Here is a 17,761-nt window from a genome sequence, read left to right on the forward strand (position 1 = left end):
ATTCCGACGGCAATCCCCGCCCGCCCGCAGGACGCGAGGTCGCGACCGCGAGCGCGTCGAGCGACGACCGCACGTCGTGCACGCGCACCCCCCACGCGCCGTGGGTGACCGCGAGCGCCGACACCACCGCGGTCGCGACCTCGCGTCCTGCGGGCGGGCGGGGATTGCCGTCGGAATCGGCGAGCAGCGAACCGAGGAATCGCTTGCGGGATGCGCCGATGAGCACCGGGAATCCGAGCTCGGTCAGCTCCGGCAACCGCCGCAGCAGTTCCCAGTTGTGGTCCGGCTGCTTCACGAATCCGAGGCCGGGATCGAGGATCAGATCCTGCGGGTCCACCCCGGCAGCGACCGCCACATCCACCTGGGTGAGCAGCTCGTCGCGCACCTCGCGCACGACGTCGTCGTAGTGCGTGGAACCGCCGGCATGAACGAATCCGTCCGCCGGCCGCCAGTGCATGAGGATCCACGGCACGCCCGCGGACGCGACGACCGAGGCCATGTCCGCGTCGGCGCGACCACCCGACACGTCGTTGACCAGCGTCACGCCCGCCGCGATCGCCGCTTCGGCGACCGACGCGCGCATCGTGTCGACGCTGGTCACGACACCTTCGGCGGCGAGCGCCTCGATCACCGGGACGACGCGGCCCGCCTCGACCTCGGCGTCGACGCGCTGCGCGCCCGGCCTGGTCGATTCACCACCGACGTCGACGATGTCGACGCCGAGCGCCCGCAGTTCCAGTCCGTGTGCGATCGCCGCGTCGCGATCCAGGTAGCGACCACCGTCCGAGAACGAATCGCTGGTCACGTTGAGAACACCCATGACGACCGGGCGTCTCAGGTTCTGCAGCGCGCTCACCGGCGCAGGATCAGATCCAGGGCTTCGGCGCGGGACGCCGAGCTGGTCTGGAACAACCCGCGCACCGCCGACGTCGTGGTGCTGGCGCCGGGCTTCCGGATGCCGCGCATCGCCATGCACAGGTGTTCGGCCTCGACGACGACGATCGCGCCGCGCGGATCGAGCTTGCGGACGATCGCGTCGGCGACCTGGCTGGTGAGCCGTTCCTGCACCTGCGGGCGCTTCGCATAGAGATCGACGAGCCGCGCCAGCTTGGACAGTCCCGTGACCCGCCCGGTGGGGCCGGGGATGTAGCCGACGTGCGCGACGCCGTGGAAGGACACCAGGTGGTGTTCGCAGGTGGAGTACAGCGGAATGTCGCGGACGAGGACGAGTTCCTGGTGACCTTCGTCGAACGTCGTGTTGAGCACCTCGTCCGGATCCGTGTACAGCCCGGCGAACACTTCGCGGTATGCGCGCGCGACGCGGCGCGGGGTGTCCAGCAGCCCTTCCCGGTCGGGGTCCTCACCGACCGCGATGAGCAGTTCGCGGACCGCGGCTTCGGCCCGGGCCTGATCGAAGGCCCGGCCGGTCGCCAGACTCAGCTGCTCCTCGTCGCCCGGCGCCGTCACGGCAGTCCCAGTGCTATCCAGGTGGTTCACCGACACCCGACCGTCCTCCACTCTCGTTGAAATCGGCTCAGCGCGGGCCGGTCGGCCCCTCCCAGGGCTGCGTGGGCGGCGGCTCCGGTGCCTGCTGATTCTCGTCCTGCCGATCGCCGGCGTCGGCGGGACGCGCAGGCTGAGTCCACTGAGGGTAGCCGGGATACGTGCTGCGTGGCTGTTCGGGCTCCTGCGGCGGCCACCCAGGCGCCGACCATCCTGCGGGAGCGCCGTAGTCGGGCCGGGTCGCGTGCCGCGGCCCGCCGGAGTACTGGCCGGGCTGCGGGAAACCGGGCATCGGCTCGGAAGCAGGGACGGGCTGCGGCGCGGGATAGCCGTTGCCCGGGCCCTGCGGCGGAGTCCCGTACCCACCGGGACCGCCGGCCTGCGGGTACTGCTGCGAGGTGGCCGACCGGGAGGGCTCCGGCTGCTGGGCCGGTTCCGGATGCGGCATCACCGGCTGCTGGGGCGCCTGCTGCTGCGTCACCGGCTGTGAGGGCAGCGGCTGCGGCTTCGCGAGGTTCGGGACCGCGGGCTGCGGCGGCCACGGCTCACCGCGTTCGGCGGCGAGCTCCGCGGGGGTCTTGATCGGCGGGCGATCCGACGGGATGCGTTCGCCGAAGTCGTTGAACGCGGTGATGCGTGGACGCTTCTCCACGGACGCGAGGATCCGCTCGAGGTCCTTGCGGGTGAGCGTCTCGTGTTCGAGCAGTTCCCCGGCGAGCGCGTCGAGCGCGTCGCGGTACTCGTTGAGGATCGCCCACGCTTCGGTGTGGGCCGCCTCGATGAGGTTGCGGACCTCCTCGTCGATCTCGCGGGCCACCTCGTGCGAGTAGTCCGATGCCTGTCCCATGGACCGGCCGAGGAACGGGTCGCCCTGTTCCTGCCCGTAGCGCACCGCGCCGAGCTTGGCGCTCATGCCGTACTCGGTGACCATCGCCCGGGCGATCTTGGTGGCCTGGTCGATGTCGGACGACGCGCCGGTGGTGGGCTCGTGGAACACGAGTTCCTCGGCGGCACGGCCACCCATCGCCATGACGAGACGCGCGATCATCTCGGATCGGGTCATCAGGCCCTTGTCGTCCTCGGGAACGGTCATGGCGTGACCGCCGGTGCGGCCGCGCGCGAGGATCGTCACCTTGTACACGGGCTCGATGTCGGGCATCGCCCACGCGGCGAGGGTGTGTCCACCCTCGTGGTAGGCGGTGATCTTCTTCTCGTGCTCGCTGATGATGCGGCTCTTGCGGCGCGGACCGCCGATCACGCGGTCGACGGATTCCTCGAGGATCGCCTCGGTGATCACCGTGCCGTTCTCGCGGGCGGTGAGCAGCGCGGCCTCGTTGACGACGTTCGCCAGGTCGGCGCCGGACATGCCGACCGTGCGCTTCGCCAGACCTTCGAGGTCGGCGTTCTGGTCGATCGGCTTGCCCTTGGAATGCACCTGGAGGATCGCGCGGCGGCCGGCGAGGTCCGGGTTGGTCACCGGGATCTGGCGGTCGAAGCGGCCGGGACGCAGCAGCGCGGGGTCGAGGATGTCGGGGCGGTTCGTCGCGGCGATGAGGATGATGCCCTGCCGGTCGCCGAACCCGTCCATCTCGACGAGCAGCTGGTTGAGGGTCTGCTCGCGCTCGTCGTGACCGCCGCCGAGGCCGGCACCGCGCTGGCGGCCGACCGCGTCGATCTCGTCGACGAAGATGATGCAGGGGCTGTTCTGCTTGGCCTGCTCGAACAGGTCGCGCACCCGGGATGCGCCGACACCGACGAACATCTCGACGAAGTCGGAACCGGAGATGGTGAAGAACGGAACCCCGGCCTCACCCGCGACCGCGCGTGCGAGCAGCGTCTTGCCGGTGCCGGGCGGGCCGTACAGCAGCACGCCCTTCGGGATCTTCGCGCCGAGCGCCTGGTAACGGGCCGGGTTCTGCAGGAAGTCCTTGATCTCGTACAGCTCTTCGACAGCCTCGTTGGCGCCGGCGACGTCGGCGAACGTCGTCTTCGGCATGTCCTTCGAGAGCTGCTTGGCGCGGGACTTGCCGAAGCCCATCATGCCGCCGCGGCCGCCGCCCTGCATGCGCGTCATCATGAAGAAGAACACGCCGAGCAGGATGATCATCGGAACGACGAACAGCAGGATCGACGTCAGCCAGCTCTCCTGGGTGACGGCGGTGTCGAACTCGCCGGCGCCCGACGCGGCGACCTTGTCGAAGATCTGTTCCGACGCCGAGGCCGGGTACTTCGCGATGATCTGCGTCTGGTTCTCGGTGGCGTCGTTTCCGTTGTTCAGCCACAAACGGACCTGCTGTTCGCGGTCGTCGATCTGGGCCTTGGAGACGTTCTTCGAGTCGAGCTGCGCGAGTGCCACCGAGGTGTCGACCTTGGTGAATCCACGCGTGTCGTTCCCGAAGTAACTGAAGGCGTAGATGACCAACAGAATGCCGGCGACTATCGCCAGATTACGGAACACTGTCTTGCGATTCATACAGGTTCGGCCCGGCCGGCCGGTCCTTTCGATAGTGCGGTCATCAGTGCGGTCATCGTCGATGAGCGTGCGTCGACCGGTGACGATCCGGCCACAGCCAGATTACCGCGTGTGCAGATGTCGTCGCCGGTGCGTATTCCGCCCCTCGCGAGCTTCAACGACCCGGACCGACGCAGCGTTCCCGTACCGCGGCCGGTTCGGCGGAGCAACTTCACCTGCGGGAGGGGCCGTGGGCGTGGGTATCATTTCGCATGGCCGAGCGGGATCCGCACGCCTTGTCCGGTACCGAACCGACTCGGATACCGAGCGCCGAGACCACCGAGGTCGCGGGCGCCGAGACGAGCCGGTTCGATGCCACCCGCACCGCGGAGGTCACCCGGGCCGCCGACGCCGTGACCGATCCGATGACCCCCGGCGTCCCCGTCACCGTCGACGAACTGCGCGCCGGACGGCGGATCGACGACTTCGACCTGCTCACCAGCCTCGGCCGCGGCGCCTTCGGCCGGGTGTTCCTGGCCCGCCAGCTCTCGATGCAGCGACTCGTGGCGGTGAAGATCTCTCCCGACCAGGGCAGCGAAGCGCAGACCCTGATCCGGGAGGATCCGCTGGTCGAACACGCGGACGATGTAGTCGTGGTCGAGCTGCGCGAGGGTCTGCGGTTGCTGTACATGCAGTACGTCCCGGGCGGGACACTGCTGCACGTGCTGCACCGGGTGCGGCGCACCCCGCCGGACCAGCGCGCCGGCTCGATGCTGCTCGACGTCATCGACGCGACCCTCGCGGAGAAGGGCGAGATCCGGCCGGCGGAATCGACCGTGCGCGGCGAACTCGAATCGCTGACCTGGCCGGAAACCGTGGCGTGGCTGGGACGGCGGCTCGCGGAGTCGCTCGCCTACGCCGACGGTCGCGGTGTGCTGCACCGCGACGTCAAACCCGCGAACGTGCTGCTCACCGCGGAGGGTGTGCCGAAGCTGGCCGATTTCAACATCAGCTACGCCGAGTCCGTCGGGGGCAGCTCCCCCGTCGCCTATCTCGGCGGCTCCCTCGCCTACATGTCGCCGGAACAGCTCGAGGCGTGCCATCCGGGATTGCCGGGATCCGCCGCGGACCTCGACACCCGCAGCGACATCTACGCCCTCGGAGTGATGCTGTGGGAGCTGCTGGCGGGCGTCCGCCCGGGGGATCCGGAGCCGGGCGAGGCACTCGACACGAACACTCTCCCGGCTCTCGAGACGATGGTGCGGCGCCGGCGCGGCGGCCTGACCCCCGAAATGATGGCGAAGCTGCCCGCGGACTGCCCGCAGACGCTGCGGCGGGTACTCGCGAAGTGTCTCGAACCGGATCCGGCGGACCGCTGGTCGTCGGGCACGGAACTGGCCCAGCAACTCGACCTGTGCCTCGACCACCGCGCCCGTGACCTCGTCGATCCCCCACCGGACAGCTGGCGAGCCCGGTTGCGCAGACCCGTCGTGCCGGTCCTCGTCGCCGCGATCGGGATTCCCAACGCCCTCGCAGCGCTCTACAACTACCAGCACAACTCGTCGCTGATCATCGAGAAGCTACCGCCGGACGCGAGGCACAACTTCGAGGTCGTGTCGCTGATCGTGAACGCGACGCTGTTCCCCCTCGGTGCCCTGGTGATCGTGTACCTGGGCCGTCGCCTGATCACTGTGCCGCGCGGATTGCAACACGGACGCACCTACGACGCCGTCACGCTGGCCCGCACCAGACACGACGCGCTGCTGTTCAGCGACAGGGTCGCGGCGGTCGTGATGAGCCTGTGGATCCTGGCCGGCATCATCTTCCCCGTGGCACTGAGCGTGATCACCGGGGAGATCGACACGCGCGCCGCCACGCACTTCGTCAGTTCGATGGCGGTGTGCGGCGCGATCGCCGTGGCCTACCCGTTCTTCTTCGTCGCCTTCTATGTCGTGCGGTCGCTGTATCCGGCGTTCCTGCCGCACGGATCCACCGACGCCACCGACGCCCGGGAACTCGACGGTCTGCACCGCCGCAGCGTCCGCTACCTGGCCCTGGCTGCGGCGGTCCCGCTCGTCGGGGTCGCCGGGGTGACGTTCCTGAACTCCTACGAGATCCCGCAGGTGCTGTTCGCGGTGCGGGTGCTGTCCGTCGGCAGCATCGCCGCGTTCGTGCTGGTGTACTGGCTGTTCCGGCTCATGGAACAGGACCTCGAGGCACTGCGACGCACCGTCGCGCTGCGTCACTGAAACATGCTGCGTCACTGAAACATACCGGGGCACTGAAACGTGCCGGGCGCCGACGTCAGCTCGAGTAGACCTTGGGGTCGAGGGTGCCGATGTACGGAAGGTCGCGATACCGCTCGTCGTAGTCGAGGCCGTAGCCGACGACGAACTCGTCCGGGATGTCGAAGCCGACATCGGCGACGTGCACGTCGATCTTGACGGCTTCGGGCTTGCGCAGCAGCGTCACCACCTCGAGCGACGCGGGATTGCGCGAGGACAGGTTGCGGATCAGCCACGACAGCGTGAGGCCGGAGTCGATGATGTCCTCGACGATGAGCACGTTGCGGCCCGCGATGTCCTTGTCGAGGTCCTTGAGAATGCGCACCACACCCGACGACGACGTCGACGACCCGTACGAGCTGACCGCCATGAACTCCATCTGGGTGGGGATGGGCATGGCACGGGCGAAGTCGGTCATGAAGAAGATCGCACCCTTGAGCACGCCGATGAGCAGAAGGTCGCCCTCGGGCGCACCCACCGGGTAACGCTTGGCAATGGACTCGGCCAGCTCGGCCGTGCGCTCCTTGATCTGCTCTTCGGAGATCAATACCGACGCAATGTCGCTCTCGTACACCGGTTCGTTCCTGCCCTTCCGTCAGTCGTCCGCACACCGCTGCTGGTCGACGAACACCATGACCAGCCTGCCACGCCGACGCGACACGACCAACCTGGTCCCCGGTCGCGGCCCACGCCCGACCGCCACGGGACCCTGCCCGTGCCAGCGGCCGATCAGGTCGTCGACGGCCCGCAACGTCCGGTCCGTGGGCGCCGACGCACCGGCTTCGGCGAGCCAGCGCCGCAGCGCGCGCCGCCGCACCGCGGGGTGCACCGGCTCGAGCGATTCCACGTCGAGTCCGGCGCCGTCTCCACCCGCGGAGACCAGCGCCTCGTCCGCGGCCGCGTCGAGCACTTCCCCGTCCTCGCGTAGTTGCGCCGCCGTCCGGGCCAGCGCCGGCGCGACACCGCCGCCGAGCACCTCTTCGAGCAGCGGCAGCACTTCGGTGCGCAACCGCACGCGGGTGAACCGCGGATCGCTGTTGTGCGCGTCCTCGTAGGGCTCGTACCCGAACTCGCGGCGCACTCCGAGCAGCGGCCGGCCCCAGGGTTCGTCGAAATCGGCCATGCCGCGGATCGAACGGAGGCCGGAGCCGCGGCCCAGGCCGAGCAGCACGGTTTCGGCCTGGTCGTCGAGGGTGTGCCCGAGCAGCACCGGCAGGTCGGCGCGGTTGTCGTCGAGTGCCCGGTACCGCACGGCCCGAGCCGCAGCCTCGAGCCCACCGGGCCCGGTCACCTCCACCGGGACGACCTGCACCGACGTGCACCCCCGCGCACGGGCGAAATCCGCGGCCCGCGCCGCGACGACATCGGAGCCGGCCTGCAGCCGGTGATCGACGACGACCGCCCGCACCGAATCCGCCTCGGCGACCGCCGCGGCGGTCAGGGCGGCCGAGTCCGCGCCGCCGGAAAGACCCACCGCCACCGCCCGCACCTCGTGGCGGCCGAGCCATGCCCGCACGGCCAGCCGGACCTCGTGGATCGCCGGGGTCTCGGGCAGCAACGGACGGCTCCCGACAGCCGTGTCCCGGTCCACGGTCGTGTCCTGTTCCACGCCGCTCAGCCCAGGACCCGGGCGATCCAGGCGTCCGGGTCGTCGATCTCGGCGAGCGTGGGCATCGCGTCCGGGCCGGACCACACGGCGTTGAACTCCGCCATCCCGACGCGGGCGACGACGGCGTCGACGAACTTCTTGCCGTGCACGTACTGCGCCATCTTCGCGTCCACGCCCAGCAGCGCGCGGATCACCCGATGAACGGGGTTCGAGCTGCGGCGCCGCCGGTTGTCGAACGCCCGGCGGATGCGGCCGACCGCGGGAACCACCCCGGGGCCGACGGCATCCATGACGTGGTCGGCGTGGCCTTCGAGGAGGGTGCCGAGCGCGAGCATGCGGTCGAGGGCGAGTTGCTGGGATTCCGACTGGGTGGCCCGCAGCAGACCGAGGACACCGCGCTCGGACATCTGCTTCTCGTCGTTGCTGCGGCGGTCGCGGACGACGGCGACGACCCGGCCCACCAGCTCGGAGACGGGCTCGTCGGCGGCGGCCCCGAGTTCGGCGGTGGCGGTGCGCATCAGCTCGACCATCCACGGCGCCTCGGCGAACTGCACCCGATGGGTGACCTCGTGCAGGCACACCCACAAGCGGAAGTCCGCGGTCGGGACCTTCAACGCGCGTTCGACCGCGACGACGTTCGGTGCGACGAGGAGCAGGGTCCGCGAGAACGGGTCGTACTGGCCGAGTACCGCCGACGACAGGTACGCGAGCATCGCGCCGGCCTGCATGCCGGCGGGCTTGCCCATCCAGGACGTGCCGTTCTGTCCGCCGCCGGTGAGGTCGGCCATCGACCCCGCCGCGGCCTGCACCCAGCCGCTGCGGTCCACGACCCGGGCGGGCGCCGGAGCGTCGTGGCCGTCACCGAGACCGGTGAGTTCCCGCACCGGCTGCTCGGCCCGGTCGGCGGCGTCGGCGAGTTCGGCCACGACGGCATCGGCGGTGTACCGGGACATCGCCGGACCCGGCCGGGCCAGTCGCGCACCCACCCCGGCCGCGAACGACCAGTCGATCGCGTCGCCGATGGTGTGGTCGCGGCCGGTCATCGGCATCCGCACCCCCGGAGAGTCGCAGCGACCGCGTCGAGTGCAGACCGGCTCTCGCCGGGCGGTCGGCCGTTGGCGATCAGTGCGAACGACAGGACCCGCCCGTCGACGTCGACGACGGTTCCGACCAGCCCGCTCGCCTCCGAGAGGGTGCCGGTCTTCGCGCGCACCCAGCCGGCGCCGTCGCGGTTGGCGGATGCGTAGCGGGCGCTGAGGGTTCCGGTGGCCCCCGCGACCGGCAGGTAGTCGAGCATCGGGCGCAGCGCGTCCTGGTCGGTGCCGGCGGCGGATGCCATCACCGCGTCGAGCAGCCGCGTGGGAATGCGATTGTCCACGGACAGGCCGCTCACGTCGTGCATGGTGACGCCGCCGACGTCGAATCCGGCGGCCGTGAGGGTGCGGAGCACGGAGTCCACGGCCCCGGAGAACGACGCCGGCGAGCCCGACGCGATCGCGATCTCGCGGCCGATCGTCTCGGCGAGGACGTTGTCGGAGTGGTCCATCATCTGGCGGAGCCGGTCGCGCAGAGGTGCCGACTGCACCGACGCCAGGGGCGCGGCCCCCGGGGATGCGGTCCCGACCGCGACGGTCGCGGGGTCGGCGCCGAGCGCCGCGGCGAGGGCGCGGCCGGCGTCGAGCGCGGGCGTCGGGCTGCGCGGAGATTCGTCCGCGTTCGGAATCGACCGGCCGCCGTCGAGCATCACCGGTTCGATCGGTGCGATGTAGCCGCCCCCGACGTCCGACGGCATCCACCCCGTGGCCATCGGATCGCCCATGTAGCTGCCGACGTCGACGAGCACCGTGTCGACGACGGCACCCGAACGCTGGATCTGCTGAACGAGATCCGCGACGCGCGGCGCGCCCGGGTAGAAGCCGTCCTGCCCGACCGGAAGAGCGGTGAGCGTGGGATCGCCGCCGGCGACGAGCACGATCTCGCCGGGACGGCTGCCCTCGACGACCCGCGTGGACACCCGGTGGTCGGGTGGCAGCGACAGCAGCGCCGCCGCGGCGGTGAGGACCTTCGTGGTCGACGCCGGAATCATCGGGCGGTCGGGATCCTGCGCCCACAGGACCGTGCCGGTGGCGGTGTCGGTGACGGACCCGGTGAGGGTGCCGAGCGCGGGATCGGCCACGGTGGGCGCCAGAATCGCGCCGAGCGCGGCGGCGACGGGCGCCGGAGCGTCGGCGGGCACGGGAGCGACCTGAGGGGTCGCGGTGACCGGGCCGGGCGCCGGAGTGATCGCGGCCTCGGCGTCGCTGCCCACGATCTCCGACAGCGCGAATGTGCCGCCGACGACGAGCGCGAGGAATCCGGTGCCCCAGATGCCGATCAGGATGCGGAGGCTTCGCCGGCGGCGCGCTTCGAGCCCGCCGAGCTTCTTGTTCTTATCCTGACCCGCCAACACGCCTCCGCTGCGTTCGAGACTCCCGCGCCCTGGTGGCCGCCCGGGTGGGTCCGGCACCTGCGTCCACCAGGGTAGCCCCGCTCCCGTTATCCTCTCTGCGGACCATCGCCGCGATCGCGGCAGTTGGAGCGACAGCCAATCACCGACGAAGTGAGGACACCGGCGTGGAGTTCGACGTCACCATCGAGATCCCCAAGGGACAGCGCAACAAGTACGAGGTCGATCACGAGACCGGCCGCGTGAAGCTGGATCGCTACCTCTACACGTCGTTCGGTTACCCGGCCGACTACGGCTACATCGAGAACACCCTCGGCGAGGACGGTGACCCGCTGGACTGCATGGTGCTGCTCCCCGAGTCGGTCTTCCCGGGTGTCATCGTCGAGGCCCGCCCCGTCGGCATGTTCAAGATGGTCGACGAGGCCGGTGGCGACGACAAGATCCTGGCCGTGCCGGCCGGCGATCCGCGCTGGGATCACATCCAGGACATCTCCGACGTCGCGCAGTTCGAGCTCGATGCGATCAAGCACTTCTTCGTGCACTACAAGGATCTCGAGCCGGGCAAGCACGTCGAGGCCGCCGACTGGGTCGGTCGGGCCGAGGCCGAGGCCGAGGTCGAGGCGTCGATCGCGCGGCTGAAGGAGAACGGCGGCCACTGAGCCGGGCCGGTCTCTTTCGACCCCCTCTTTTTTCCGAGCGAACGGTACATTCAGTCGATCTGACCGACTGAATGTACCGTTCGCTCGTTTTCGGGCGGAGCCCGAAGATCAGGCTCCCCGGAAGTTCGGGGGGCGCTTCTCGAAGATGGCGGAGATCGCCTCGGTCAGGTCCTCGGAGGGCAGGAACGCCGCGTTCCACGCCGCGACGTAGCGGAGGCTGTCGTCGACCTGCGGGGAGCGGCTGTGATCGAGGACGTCCTTGATGCCGTGGACCACGAGCGGCGGGTTGGCGGCGATCTCCGCGGCGGTCGCGTGGGCGGCGGCGAGGGTGGCCTCGGCGTCGTCGAACACGTCGTTGACGAGACCGATCTTCTCGGCGCGGGCGGCGTCGATGTCCTTGCCGGTGAGGGCGAGTTCGCGGGTGTGGCCGTCGCCGACGATGAGCGGGAGGCGGGCGAGGGTCCCGACGTCGGCGACCATACCGACCTTCACCTCACGGACGCTGAACTTGGCGTCCGCCGAGGCGTAGCGGATGTCCGCCGCGGTGATCAGGTCGACGCCGCCACCGATGCACCAGCCCTGCACGGCGGCGACGACGGGCTTGCGGCAATCGGCGACGGCGGTGATCGCCGCCTGCATGCGCTTGATCATCGCGTGGAAGTCGGTGCGCGGCTTGGCCAGCGCCTTGTCGGCGAGAACCTTGCCGAGGTCGCCGCTCATCGCGGGCAGGTCCAGCCCGAACGAGAAGTGCTTGCCGGAGCCGGCGAGGACGACGGCGCGCACCTCGTCGTCGGCGTCGAGTGCGGCGAACACCTCGGGCAGCTCGGACCAGAACTCGGGTCCCATGGCGTTGCCCTTGCCGGGTCCGACGAGGGTCACGCGTGCGACGTGCGCCTCGACCTCGACGGTGAATGCTTTCCAGCTGGAATGATCGGTCATTACTCGAGAGTAATATCTTTGCCGGTCGTTCACACCGAGCTCCCCGTCACGTTCACCCCCGAGCGGTGTTAAAGACTCGAAAACTCCCGGTCACAGCTCTGGAGACACGCCCGCACACGAGGGAAGCTGGATCCGACCGCAGCGCCGGGGTTTCCCGGGGCGGTCCGTCTCGGAGAGGAGCGCAGGCCATGCTTCTGCATCAGGGAATCGGTCTCGGTGCGTTCAACGCCCTCAGCCGCCGCGGCACCGTTCACGCCTTGTACGAATGCTGCGCGACGCTCGCCTGGGCGAACCCGGTGGCCGCCGGACGCCCGTACGCGAGCTACACCGAACTGTTCGCCCGCGCCGACGCAGTGCTCGTCACGTTGGACGAGTCGAGCATCGCCGAGGCCCTGGAGTGCCACCCGATCGTCGGTGTCCGGCCGCGCAGCACCCATTCGCGCGCCGAGCAGTGTTCGGTGTGGACCGACGATCCGCTCATGATGGCGGAGATCGCCCACTCGGCGCAGGTGTACGAGGAGAGGTTCGGCTTCCGCTATCTGTGGTGTGCGGCAGACCGCGGGCCCGACGAGCTGCTCGTCGACCTCGTGCACCGCCTCGACAACGAGATCGACGCCGAGCGGAAGATCCGCACCGACGAACTCGCGAAGATCACGCGCACCCGCCTCGAACGCATGCTGGGACCGGAGGACGGCTTTCCGCTCTACTGATCCCCGCGCGACAGATGCGGTCCGCTCCTACATTGGAACCATGTCCGCGACACTGCATCCGAACGCCGTTCACGTGGCCGACACGCTCATCTCCCGCGGCCATCCCGGCCTGATCCTCACCCAGCCGGAGTCGGTGCACACCGCCGAGCAGGCGGCCGCGGCGCTGGGCGTCGACGTCGGTGCGATCGTGAAATCGCTCGTGTTCGAACTCGACGGCGAACCGGTTCTCTTGTTGGTCTCCGGAGCCCATCGGGTCGATGTCCGGCGCTGCGGCGAGCGCCTCGGCGGCACACTGGTGCCGGCGTCGCCGGAGCTTGTCACGGAGGTCACCGCGCAACCGGTCGGCGGTGTCGCGCCGCTCGGCCACCCCACCAATCTGCCGACCTATGTGGATCGCGCGCTCGAGGCGCATCCGCTGTTGTGGGCCGCGGGCGGATACCCGAACACGGTGTTCCGCACGACCTATCGGGAACTTCTGCGCATCACCGCGGGCATGGACGTGGACATGGACTGACCGGCCCGCGGTATCGGAACCGGAACCGCTGCACTATAGTGTCACCGTGACTATCCGAGCGTGGAGCCGCAGGCACGTCGACCTGTGCCGTACCCGCTCGTGCCTGTGTGCGGCCTGACGCCCACACCCATTCCATCTCATCACTCGCCTTGTCCCCCAGTTTCTTCCGGGGACGAGCCTTTTTCAGGGACGGCCATGCCCACATCACATTCCCCTGTCGCCGATCGCGCCGACGCCACCGCACCCGAATTCGCCCTGGGCGTCGGCAACGAGGAGTACCGCTCCGCGTTGCGCCGCCACCCTGCAGGCGTCACCGTCGTCACGCTCGACGCCGGAAACGGCCCGGTCGGCTTCACCGCGACGTCGTTCTCCTCGCTGTCGCTGAACCCACCGCTGGTGTCGTTCAACATCACTCGGACCTCGTCGAGCATCGACGCCGTGCACGCGGCGGACTCGCTCGTGGTGCACCTCCTGGGCGAGGACCAGCAGCATCTGGCACAGCGTTTCGCACGCAGCGCCGAGGAACGCTTCGCCGACCGTTCCCTGTGGGACCGCCTCGACACCGGCGAACCGGTACTCCACGACACTCCCGTGCGCCTGCGTCTGCTTGTGCACCAATTGATTCCGGCCGGAGACAGCACGCTGGTCGTCGGCCTCGTCACCCACACGCACGTCTCCGACACCGAGTCGACGGCGGCGCCGTTGCTCTACCACGACGGCGTCTACCACCGGCCCACACCATTGGACACCACACCATGACCACAACACCCGAACTCGTACTGGTCGTTCAGCTTTCGAACACCGGCGTGCGCTCGTCGGCGGATCTCGCCGCGCTCGCCGACGCGTTGCGCGAAACCGCTCGGGACCTCGTGCCGGGAGCGAGCACACACACGCTGCTCAGCTCCACACCGGTGCCGCTGGTGATCGATCTTCCGGCCCGCGACGTGATCCTCGACAACGCCCGGGTTCCACTCAGCCACACCGAATTCGAAATCCTGTCCCGCCTGGTCCGGCGACCTCGCGTGGTCGTGTCCCGATCGGTACTGCGCGAACTCGATCCCGCCGCGGCGAGCGTCGACCACGGACGCGGTCGCAGCGTCGACGTCCACGTGTCCCGAATCCGCACGAAGCTGGGAAGATTCGGATCCATCATCACGACGGTGCGGGGAACCGGCTACCGTTTCGACCCCGATCCCGGCGTGCACGTCGTCGAACCCCTGACCCGGCGTTCGGCCTGAAGACACAGCGAGTGGGGCGAGAGAATCCGTTCTCTCGCCCCACTCGGCTTTTCGAATCGTGACCGGCTCGCGCCGGGATACTCAGGAGGCGCGGACGAGGCCCCGGCCACCGGTTCCGAAGCGGCGCAACACTTCCACGACGGACGGCGCGGTCGCCGCGAGGCCGCGGGCCTCGAGCCACGGCAGCGTTCCGTCGATGATGTGTTCCACGGTGAACGGCGCCGCCAGCGGAACGAGGGTGACACCGTCCGCGACGTGCGTGGAGTGGATGTCGGCGATGAGGCCGGCGAGCCCCTGCGGGGTACCGACGTACGACAGGGTGTCCGACGCGCGCGGAACATCCAACTGCGCGTACTGCTTCCGCGCGCTGCGGGCCTCGGATGCGACGACCACCTCGAGATCGACCAGGACGGTGACGCTGCCGGGGTCCCGACCCTCGGCGACGAGCCCGGCACGGACGCGATCGGTGGCCTTGCGGGTCTCGCGCAGATCGGTGGCGCGGATCCGCACGACATTCGGCTGCGGCGCACTGAGATCGAGCGACTCCTCGCCGGGCCGGCCGGCGGTGAGATCGGCCCAGTAGTGCGGGCCGGACGGACCGGAGAGCTCGACGGCGACACGCAGCGGGCGCGCGGACGACACGGTGTGAACGATGTTGTTGTACGACATGTGGGGTTCCTTCGAACTGCCGCAGGCGATCCCGCGGCGATGAGCTGTGGAGACTGGGGTGTCGTTCAGCTCGTACACATGCCGGAAGCGGTACGGCACAGATCGACATGACGACGGCACCACTGTGCGACGACGTTCGATGCGGTCTGCGATGCCATGGGCAATACCCTACCGATCTTGTGGGAAATTGTCGATCGGGGTGATCAGACGCACTCCGACGCGCCCGCGCCCTCCGCCGCGAGACCCGGGCGGGTCTCCGGGGACGGGCCCCACAGGCCGTCGGTCTTCGCGTAGGTCCAGGACGGGCCGTGCTCGACGAGGCGACGCACGGCACCGACCAGACGCTCCACATCGGCGGACGAGCTGCCCAGGCCGAGGGAGGCACGCACCGCACCTCCGGCGCGGCCGACGCGGGCGAGCAGCGGATGCGCGCAGAAACGACCGTCGCGGACGCCGATGCCGTGCTCCGCTGACAGGTACGCCGCGACCTCGGCGGGTTCGTAGCCCGCGACCGTGAAGGTCACGATGCCGACGGACTCGCTCGAGTCCTCCCAGAGGCGCAGCAGTTCGACGCCATCGATTTCGCGCAGACCCTCGACCAGCAGACGGCTCAGTTCCTCTTCGTGGCGGGCGACGGCGTCGGCGTCGAAACCGGCGAGCGCTTCGCAGGCCGCCGCGATCGCGGCCGCGCCGAGCACGTTCGGCGAACCGGCCTCGTGGCGCGCCGGGGCGCAGGCCCAGTCGGTGTGGTCCAGGCGCACCTCGCGCACCGCGCCGCCACCGGCGAGGTAGGGCTCGGCCACATCGAGCCAGTCGCGACGGCCGACCAGGACGCCGGCACCGAACGGCGCGTACGTCTTGTGACCGGAGAACGCGAGGTAGTCGACGTCGGTCGCGGCGAGGTCGACGCGCCGGTGCGGGACCAACTGTGCGCCGTCGACGAGGATGCGGGCACCGCACTCGTGCGCGAGGTTCGCGAGTTCCTCGATGGGCAGCAGCTCACCGGTGACGTTCGAGGCTCCGGTGATCGCGAGCAGCGCGGCCGGCGCGCGGCGCAGTTCCGCGGCGAGTCGCTCGACCGTCCCGGCGACCGTGTCGGCGGCCTCGACGATGCGGGAGTTCTTCCACGGCAACAGGTTCGCGTGGTGCTCGATGTCGAGGAGCACGACGTCACCGGGCACGGCGGTCGCGAGCAGGTTCAGGGAATCGGTGGTGTTGCGGGTGAACACGACGACCTGGTCGTCGGCGGCGCCGACGAATCCGGAGACCACGGTCCGGCACTTCTCGTAGGCATCCGTGGTCACACGCGAGGCATAGCCGGCGCCGCGGTGAACGCTGGCGTAGAAGGGCAGCAGTTCGGCGATGCGGTCGGTGACGGCGGCCAGGGCCGGAGCGCTCGCGGCGTAGTCGAAGTTGGCGTAGGTGCAGGTACCGCCCTGGACGAGCGGAACCTGCAGGTCACAGCCGGAAACGCGAGCGATGGGGGCGATGCAGGTGGCGGTCGTTGCAGCAGTCATCAGTAATCCCTTGTCTGTCCAGGGACCCGTCGGTGATCGCCACGACGATGATGGATCGCCGGCGGAGTCCGCGCTTGCTGCGTCCGGTGTTGGAACCACAGCCTGGTCGTCACCCGGAGCACCCCACCGCGGAGGAGGGTTGCCGACCAGCGAGCCGGGGCTTGATGCTGGTACTCGTGACCTGCCGAAGAGGATGACAGCACGCCGCCGCTGTTGTCAAACCGAAACATTTCGCGTGCGGTCGACAGGCGAGAAGTCGATGGTCCGGAGCACAATCGGTCGAAGCGACCGCCCCGCCGGCAGGGAGTTCACCTGCCGTCCACCCGGTCGTGAGACAACCGGCCACACGCATCGACACCTAGAGAAGGACGCAGATTGTCTGTCCAGCCCAAGACGGATCCGGGTCGGCCGGCTCGAATACCGGACGAGTACCTGCGCTCCTCGTTCGCGCCTCCCGCGCGGACCCTCGTCGACATCCTGCGCAGCACCGCCGACGCCCATCCCGACGCCCCCGCGATCGACGACGGCAAGGTCATGCTCAGCTACGCGGAGCTGGCGGAGGAGATCGTCGCCGGCGCCTACCGACTGACCGACGCGGGCGTCGGCGCCGGCGACCGGGTCGGGGTGCGCATGCCGTCGGGCACGAAGGACCTGTACGTCACGATCCTGTCGGTGCTGGCCGCGGGCGCGGCGTACGTTCCGGTCGACGCGGACGATCCCGACGAACGAGCCGAGCTGGTGTTCGGGGAGGCGGGGGTCACCGCGATCGTCACCGAGAACGGGATCGGCCCCGGCACCGCACCTGCGGCCGCGAATCCGCAGATCCGCGGACCGCGGCTCGACGACGACGCCTGGATCATCTTCACCTCAGGGTCGACCGGCACCCCGAAGGGCGTCGCGGTCACGCACCGCAACGCCGCCGCCTTCGTCGATGCCGAAGCGCGAATGTTCTTGCAGGACAACCCGATCGGACCAGGCGACCGGGTACTCGCCGGCCTGTCGGTGGCATTCGACGCGTCGTGCGAGGAGATGTGGCTGGCGTGGCGGCACGGCGCGTGCCTGGTCCCCGCACCCCGATCGCTCGTGCGCTCCGGCATGGATCTGGGTCCGTGGCTGGTCTCCCGCGATGTCACCGTCGTGTCCACCGTGCCCACGCTCGCGGCGATGTGGCCCGCCGAAGCGCTCGAAGCAGTGCGACTCCTCATCTTCGGCGGGGAGGC

18 protein-coding genes and 1 riboswitch are annotated in these 17,761 nt (G+C 69.7%); of the genes, 7 read left to right on the forward strand and 11 right to left on the reverse strand.

All coding sequences use genetic code 11. The features are described 5' to 3' along the window. From folP to ftsH, 3 genes are all read right to left on the reverse strand, one after another. Positions 1–820, reverse strand: an 820-nt coding sequence (gene folP / locus I0Q12_RS07565) for a dihydropteroate synthase (protein ID WP_197251368.1), incomplete at its 3' end; no start/stop codon positions are given. A 32-nt stretch (positions 821–852) separates the two neighbouring features. Continuing rightward, the gene (gene folE, locus I0Q12_RS07570) at positions 853–1,518 is read right to left on the reverse strand and encodes a GTP cyclohydrolase I FolE (RefSeq protein WP_374068620.1); all 666 of its coding nucleotides are present in this window, start codon (positions 1,516–1,518) and stop codon (positions 853–855) included. 16 nt (positions 1,519–1,534) lie between these two features. Beyond that, a complete protein-coding gene (gene ftsH / locus I0Q12_RS07575) occupies positions 1,535–3,976 on the reverse strand; it encodes an ATP-dependent zinc metalloprotease FtsH (protein WP_197251348.1) in 2,442 nt (813 codons plus the stop codon). 251 nt (positions 3,977–4,227) lie between these two features. On the opposite strand from ftsH, the gene I0Q12_RS07580 reads away from it, so the two are divergent. Beyond that, positions 4,228–6,204 (forward strand): serine/threonine-protein kinase, encoded by a 1,977-nt coding sequence (locus I0Q12_RS07580; protein WP_197251349.1) that lies wholly within the window; start codon positions 4,228–4,230, stop codon positions 6,202–6,204. A gap of 55 nt (positions 6,205–6,259) precedes the next feature. Here I0Q12_RS07580 and hpt read toward each other — a convergent pair whose 3' ends face one another. From hpt to dacB, 4 genes are read right to left on the reverse strand one after another with little or no spacing between them, the layout of a single operon-like run. Further along, positions 6,260–6,814: a hypoxanthine phosphoribosyltransferase gene (hpt, locus tag I0Q12_RS07585; RefSeq protein WP_197251350.1), complete on the reverse strand. Its 555-nt coding sequence runs from the start codon at positions 6,812–6,814 to the stop codon at positions 6,260–6,262. 21 nt (positions 6,815–6,835) lie between these two features. Further along, positions 6,836–7,849 carry an ATP-binding protein gene (locus I0Q12_RS07590; RefSeq protein WP_307846098.1) on the reverse strand — a complete coding sequence of 338 codons (1,014 nt, stop codon included), beginning with the start codon at positions 7,847–7,849 and terminating at the stop codon, positions 6,836–6,838. Between the two features lie 5 nt (positions 7,850–7,854). Continuing rightward, a complete protein-coding gene (locus tag I0Q12_RS07595) occupies positions 7,855–8,892 on the reverse strand; it encodes a zinc-dependent metalloprotease (protein WP_374068621.1) in 1,038 nt (345 codons plus the stop codon). Continuing rightward, on the reverse strand, positions 8,889–10,298 hold the full coding sequence (gene dacB, locus I0Q12_RS07600) for a D-alanyl-D-alanine carboxypeptidase/D-alanyl-D-alanine-endopeptidase (RefSeq protein ID WP_197251351.1): 1,410 nt from the start codon (positions 10,296–10,298) through the stop codon (positions 8,889–8,891). The genes I0Q12_RS07595 and dacB overlap by 4 nt, the downstream gene beginning before the upstream one ends. A 164-nt stretch (positions 10,299–10,462) precedes the next feature. On the opposite strand from dacB, the gene I0Q12_RS07605 reads away from it, so the two are divergent. Then, a complete protein-coding gene (locus I0Q12_RS07605) occupies positions 10,463–10,954 on the forward strand; it encodes an inorganic diphosphatase (protein WP_197251352.1) in 492 nt (163 codons plus the stop codon). Between the two features lie 108 nt (positions 10,955–11,062). Here the strand turns inward: I0Q12_RS07605 and I0Q12_RS07610 are convergent, their stop codons facing one another. Beyond that, positions 11,063–11,893, reverse strand: a complete 831-nt coding sequence (locus I0Q12_RS07610; protein ID WP_197251353.1) for a crotonase/enoyl-CoA hydratase family protein — start codon at positions 11,891–11,893, stop codon at positions 11,063–11,065. 188 nt (positions 11,894–12,081) lie between these two features. On the opposite strand from I0Q12_RS07610, the gene I0Q12_RS07615 reads away from it, so the two are divergent. The 4 genes from I0Q12_RS07615 to I0Q12_RS07630 all read left to right on the forward strand — a co-directional run bounded on the left by I0Q12_RS07615 (position 12,082) and on the right by I0Q12_RS07630 (position 14,355). Then, complete coding sequence (locus I0Q12_RS07615) at positions 12,082–12,603, forward strand: 2-oxo-4-hydroxy-4-carboxy-5-ureidoimidazoline decarboxylase (RefSeq protein WP_197251354.1); 522 nt, start codon at positions 12,082–12,084, stop codon at positions 12,601–12,603. Positions 12,604–12,643: 40 nt separating this feature from the next. After that, positions 12,644–13,117, forward strand: a complete 474-nt coding sequence (locus I0Q12_RS07620) for a YbaK/EbsC family protein (protein WP_197251355.1) — start codon at positions 12,644–12,646, stop codon at positions 13,115–13,117. Between the two features lie 195 nt (positions 13,118–13,312). Beyond that, positions 13,313–13,876, forward strand: coding sequence for a flavin reductase family protein (locus tag I0Q12_RS07625; RefSeq protein WP_197251356.1), 564 nt, complete (start codon positions 13,313–13,315; stop codon positions 13,874–13,876). Beyond that, positions 13,873–14,355, forward strand: a complete 483-nt coding sequence (locus tag I0Q12_RS07630) for a winged helix-turn-helix domain-containing protein (protein ID WP_197251357.1) — start codon at positions 13,873–13,875, stop codon at positions 14,353–14,355. Before I0Q12_RS07625 ends, I0Q12_RS07630 begins: the two co-directional genes overlap by 4 nt. 81 nt (positions 14,356–14,436) lie before the next feature. Here the strand turns inward: I0Q12_RS07630 and I0Q12_RS07635 are convergent, their stop codons facing one another. From I0Q12_RS07635 to I0Q12_RS07640, 3 genes are all read right to left on the reverse strand, one after another. After that, on the reverse strand, positions 14,437–15,024 hold the full coding sequence (locus I0Q12_RS07635; RefSeq protein WP_197251358.1) for a hypothetical protein: 588 nt from the start codon (positions 15,022–15,024) through the stop codon (positions 14,437–14,439). A gap of 65 nt (positions 15,025–15,089) precedes the next feature. Continuing rightward, positions 15,090–15,182: a putative leader peptide gene (locus I0Q12_RS35085; protein ID WP_368862574.1), complete on the reverse strand. Its 93-nt coding sequence runs from the start codon at positions 15,180–15,182 to the stop codon at positions 15,090–15,092. Positions 15,183–15,227: 45 nt separating this feature from the next. After that, the gene (locus I0Q12_RS07640) at positions 15,228–16,541 is read right to left on the reverse strand and encodes an aminotransferase class V-fold PLP-dependent enzyme (RefSeq protein WP_197251359.1); all 1,314 of its coding nucleotides are present in this window, start codon (positions 16,539–16,541) and stop codon (positions 15,228–15,230) included. 65 nt (positions 16,542–16,606) lie between these two features. Next, a riboswitch (SAM riboswitch) is annotated at positions 16,607–16,723 on the reverse strand. A gap of 193 nt (positions 16,724–16,916) precedes the next feature. Between I0Q12_RS07640 and I0Q12_RS32315 the strand changes: the two genes are divergently transcribed. Further along, positions 16,917–17,761, forward strand: an 845-nt coding sequence (locus tag I0Q12_RS32315; protein ID WP_231610223.1) for an AMP-binding protein, incomplete at its 3' end; no start/stop codon positions are given.

The organism is Rhodococcus sp. CX, assembly GCF_015865005.1.
Taxonomy (GTDB): domain Bacteria; phylum Actinomycetota; class Actinomycetes; order Mycobacteriales; family Mycobacteriaceae; genus Rhodococcus.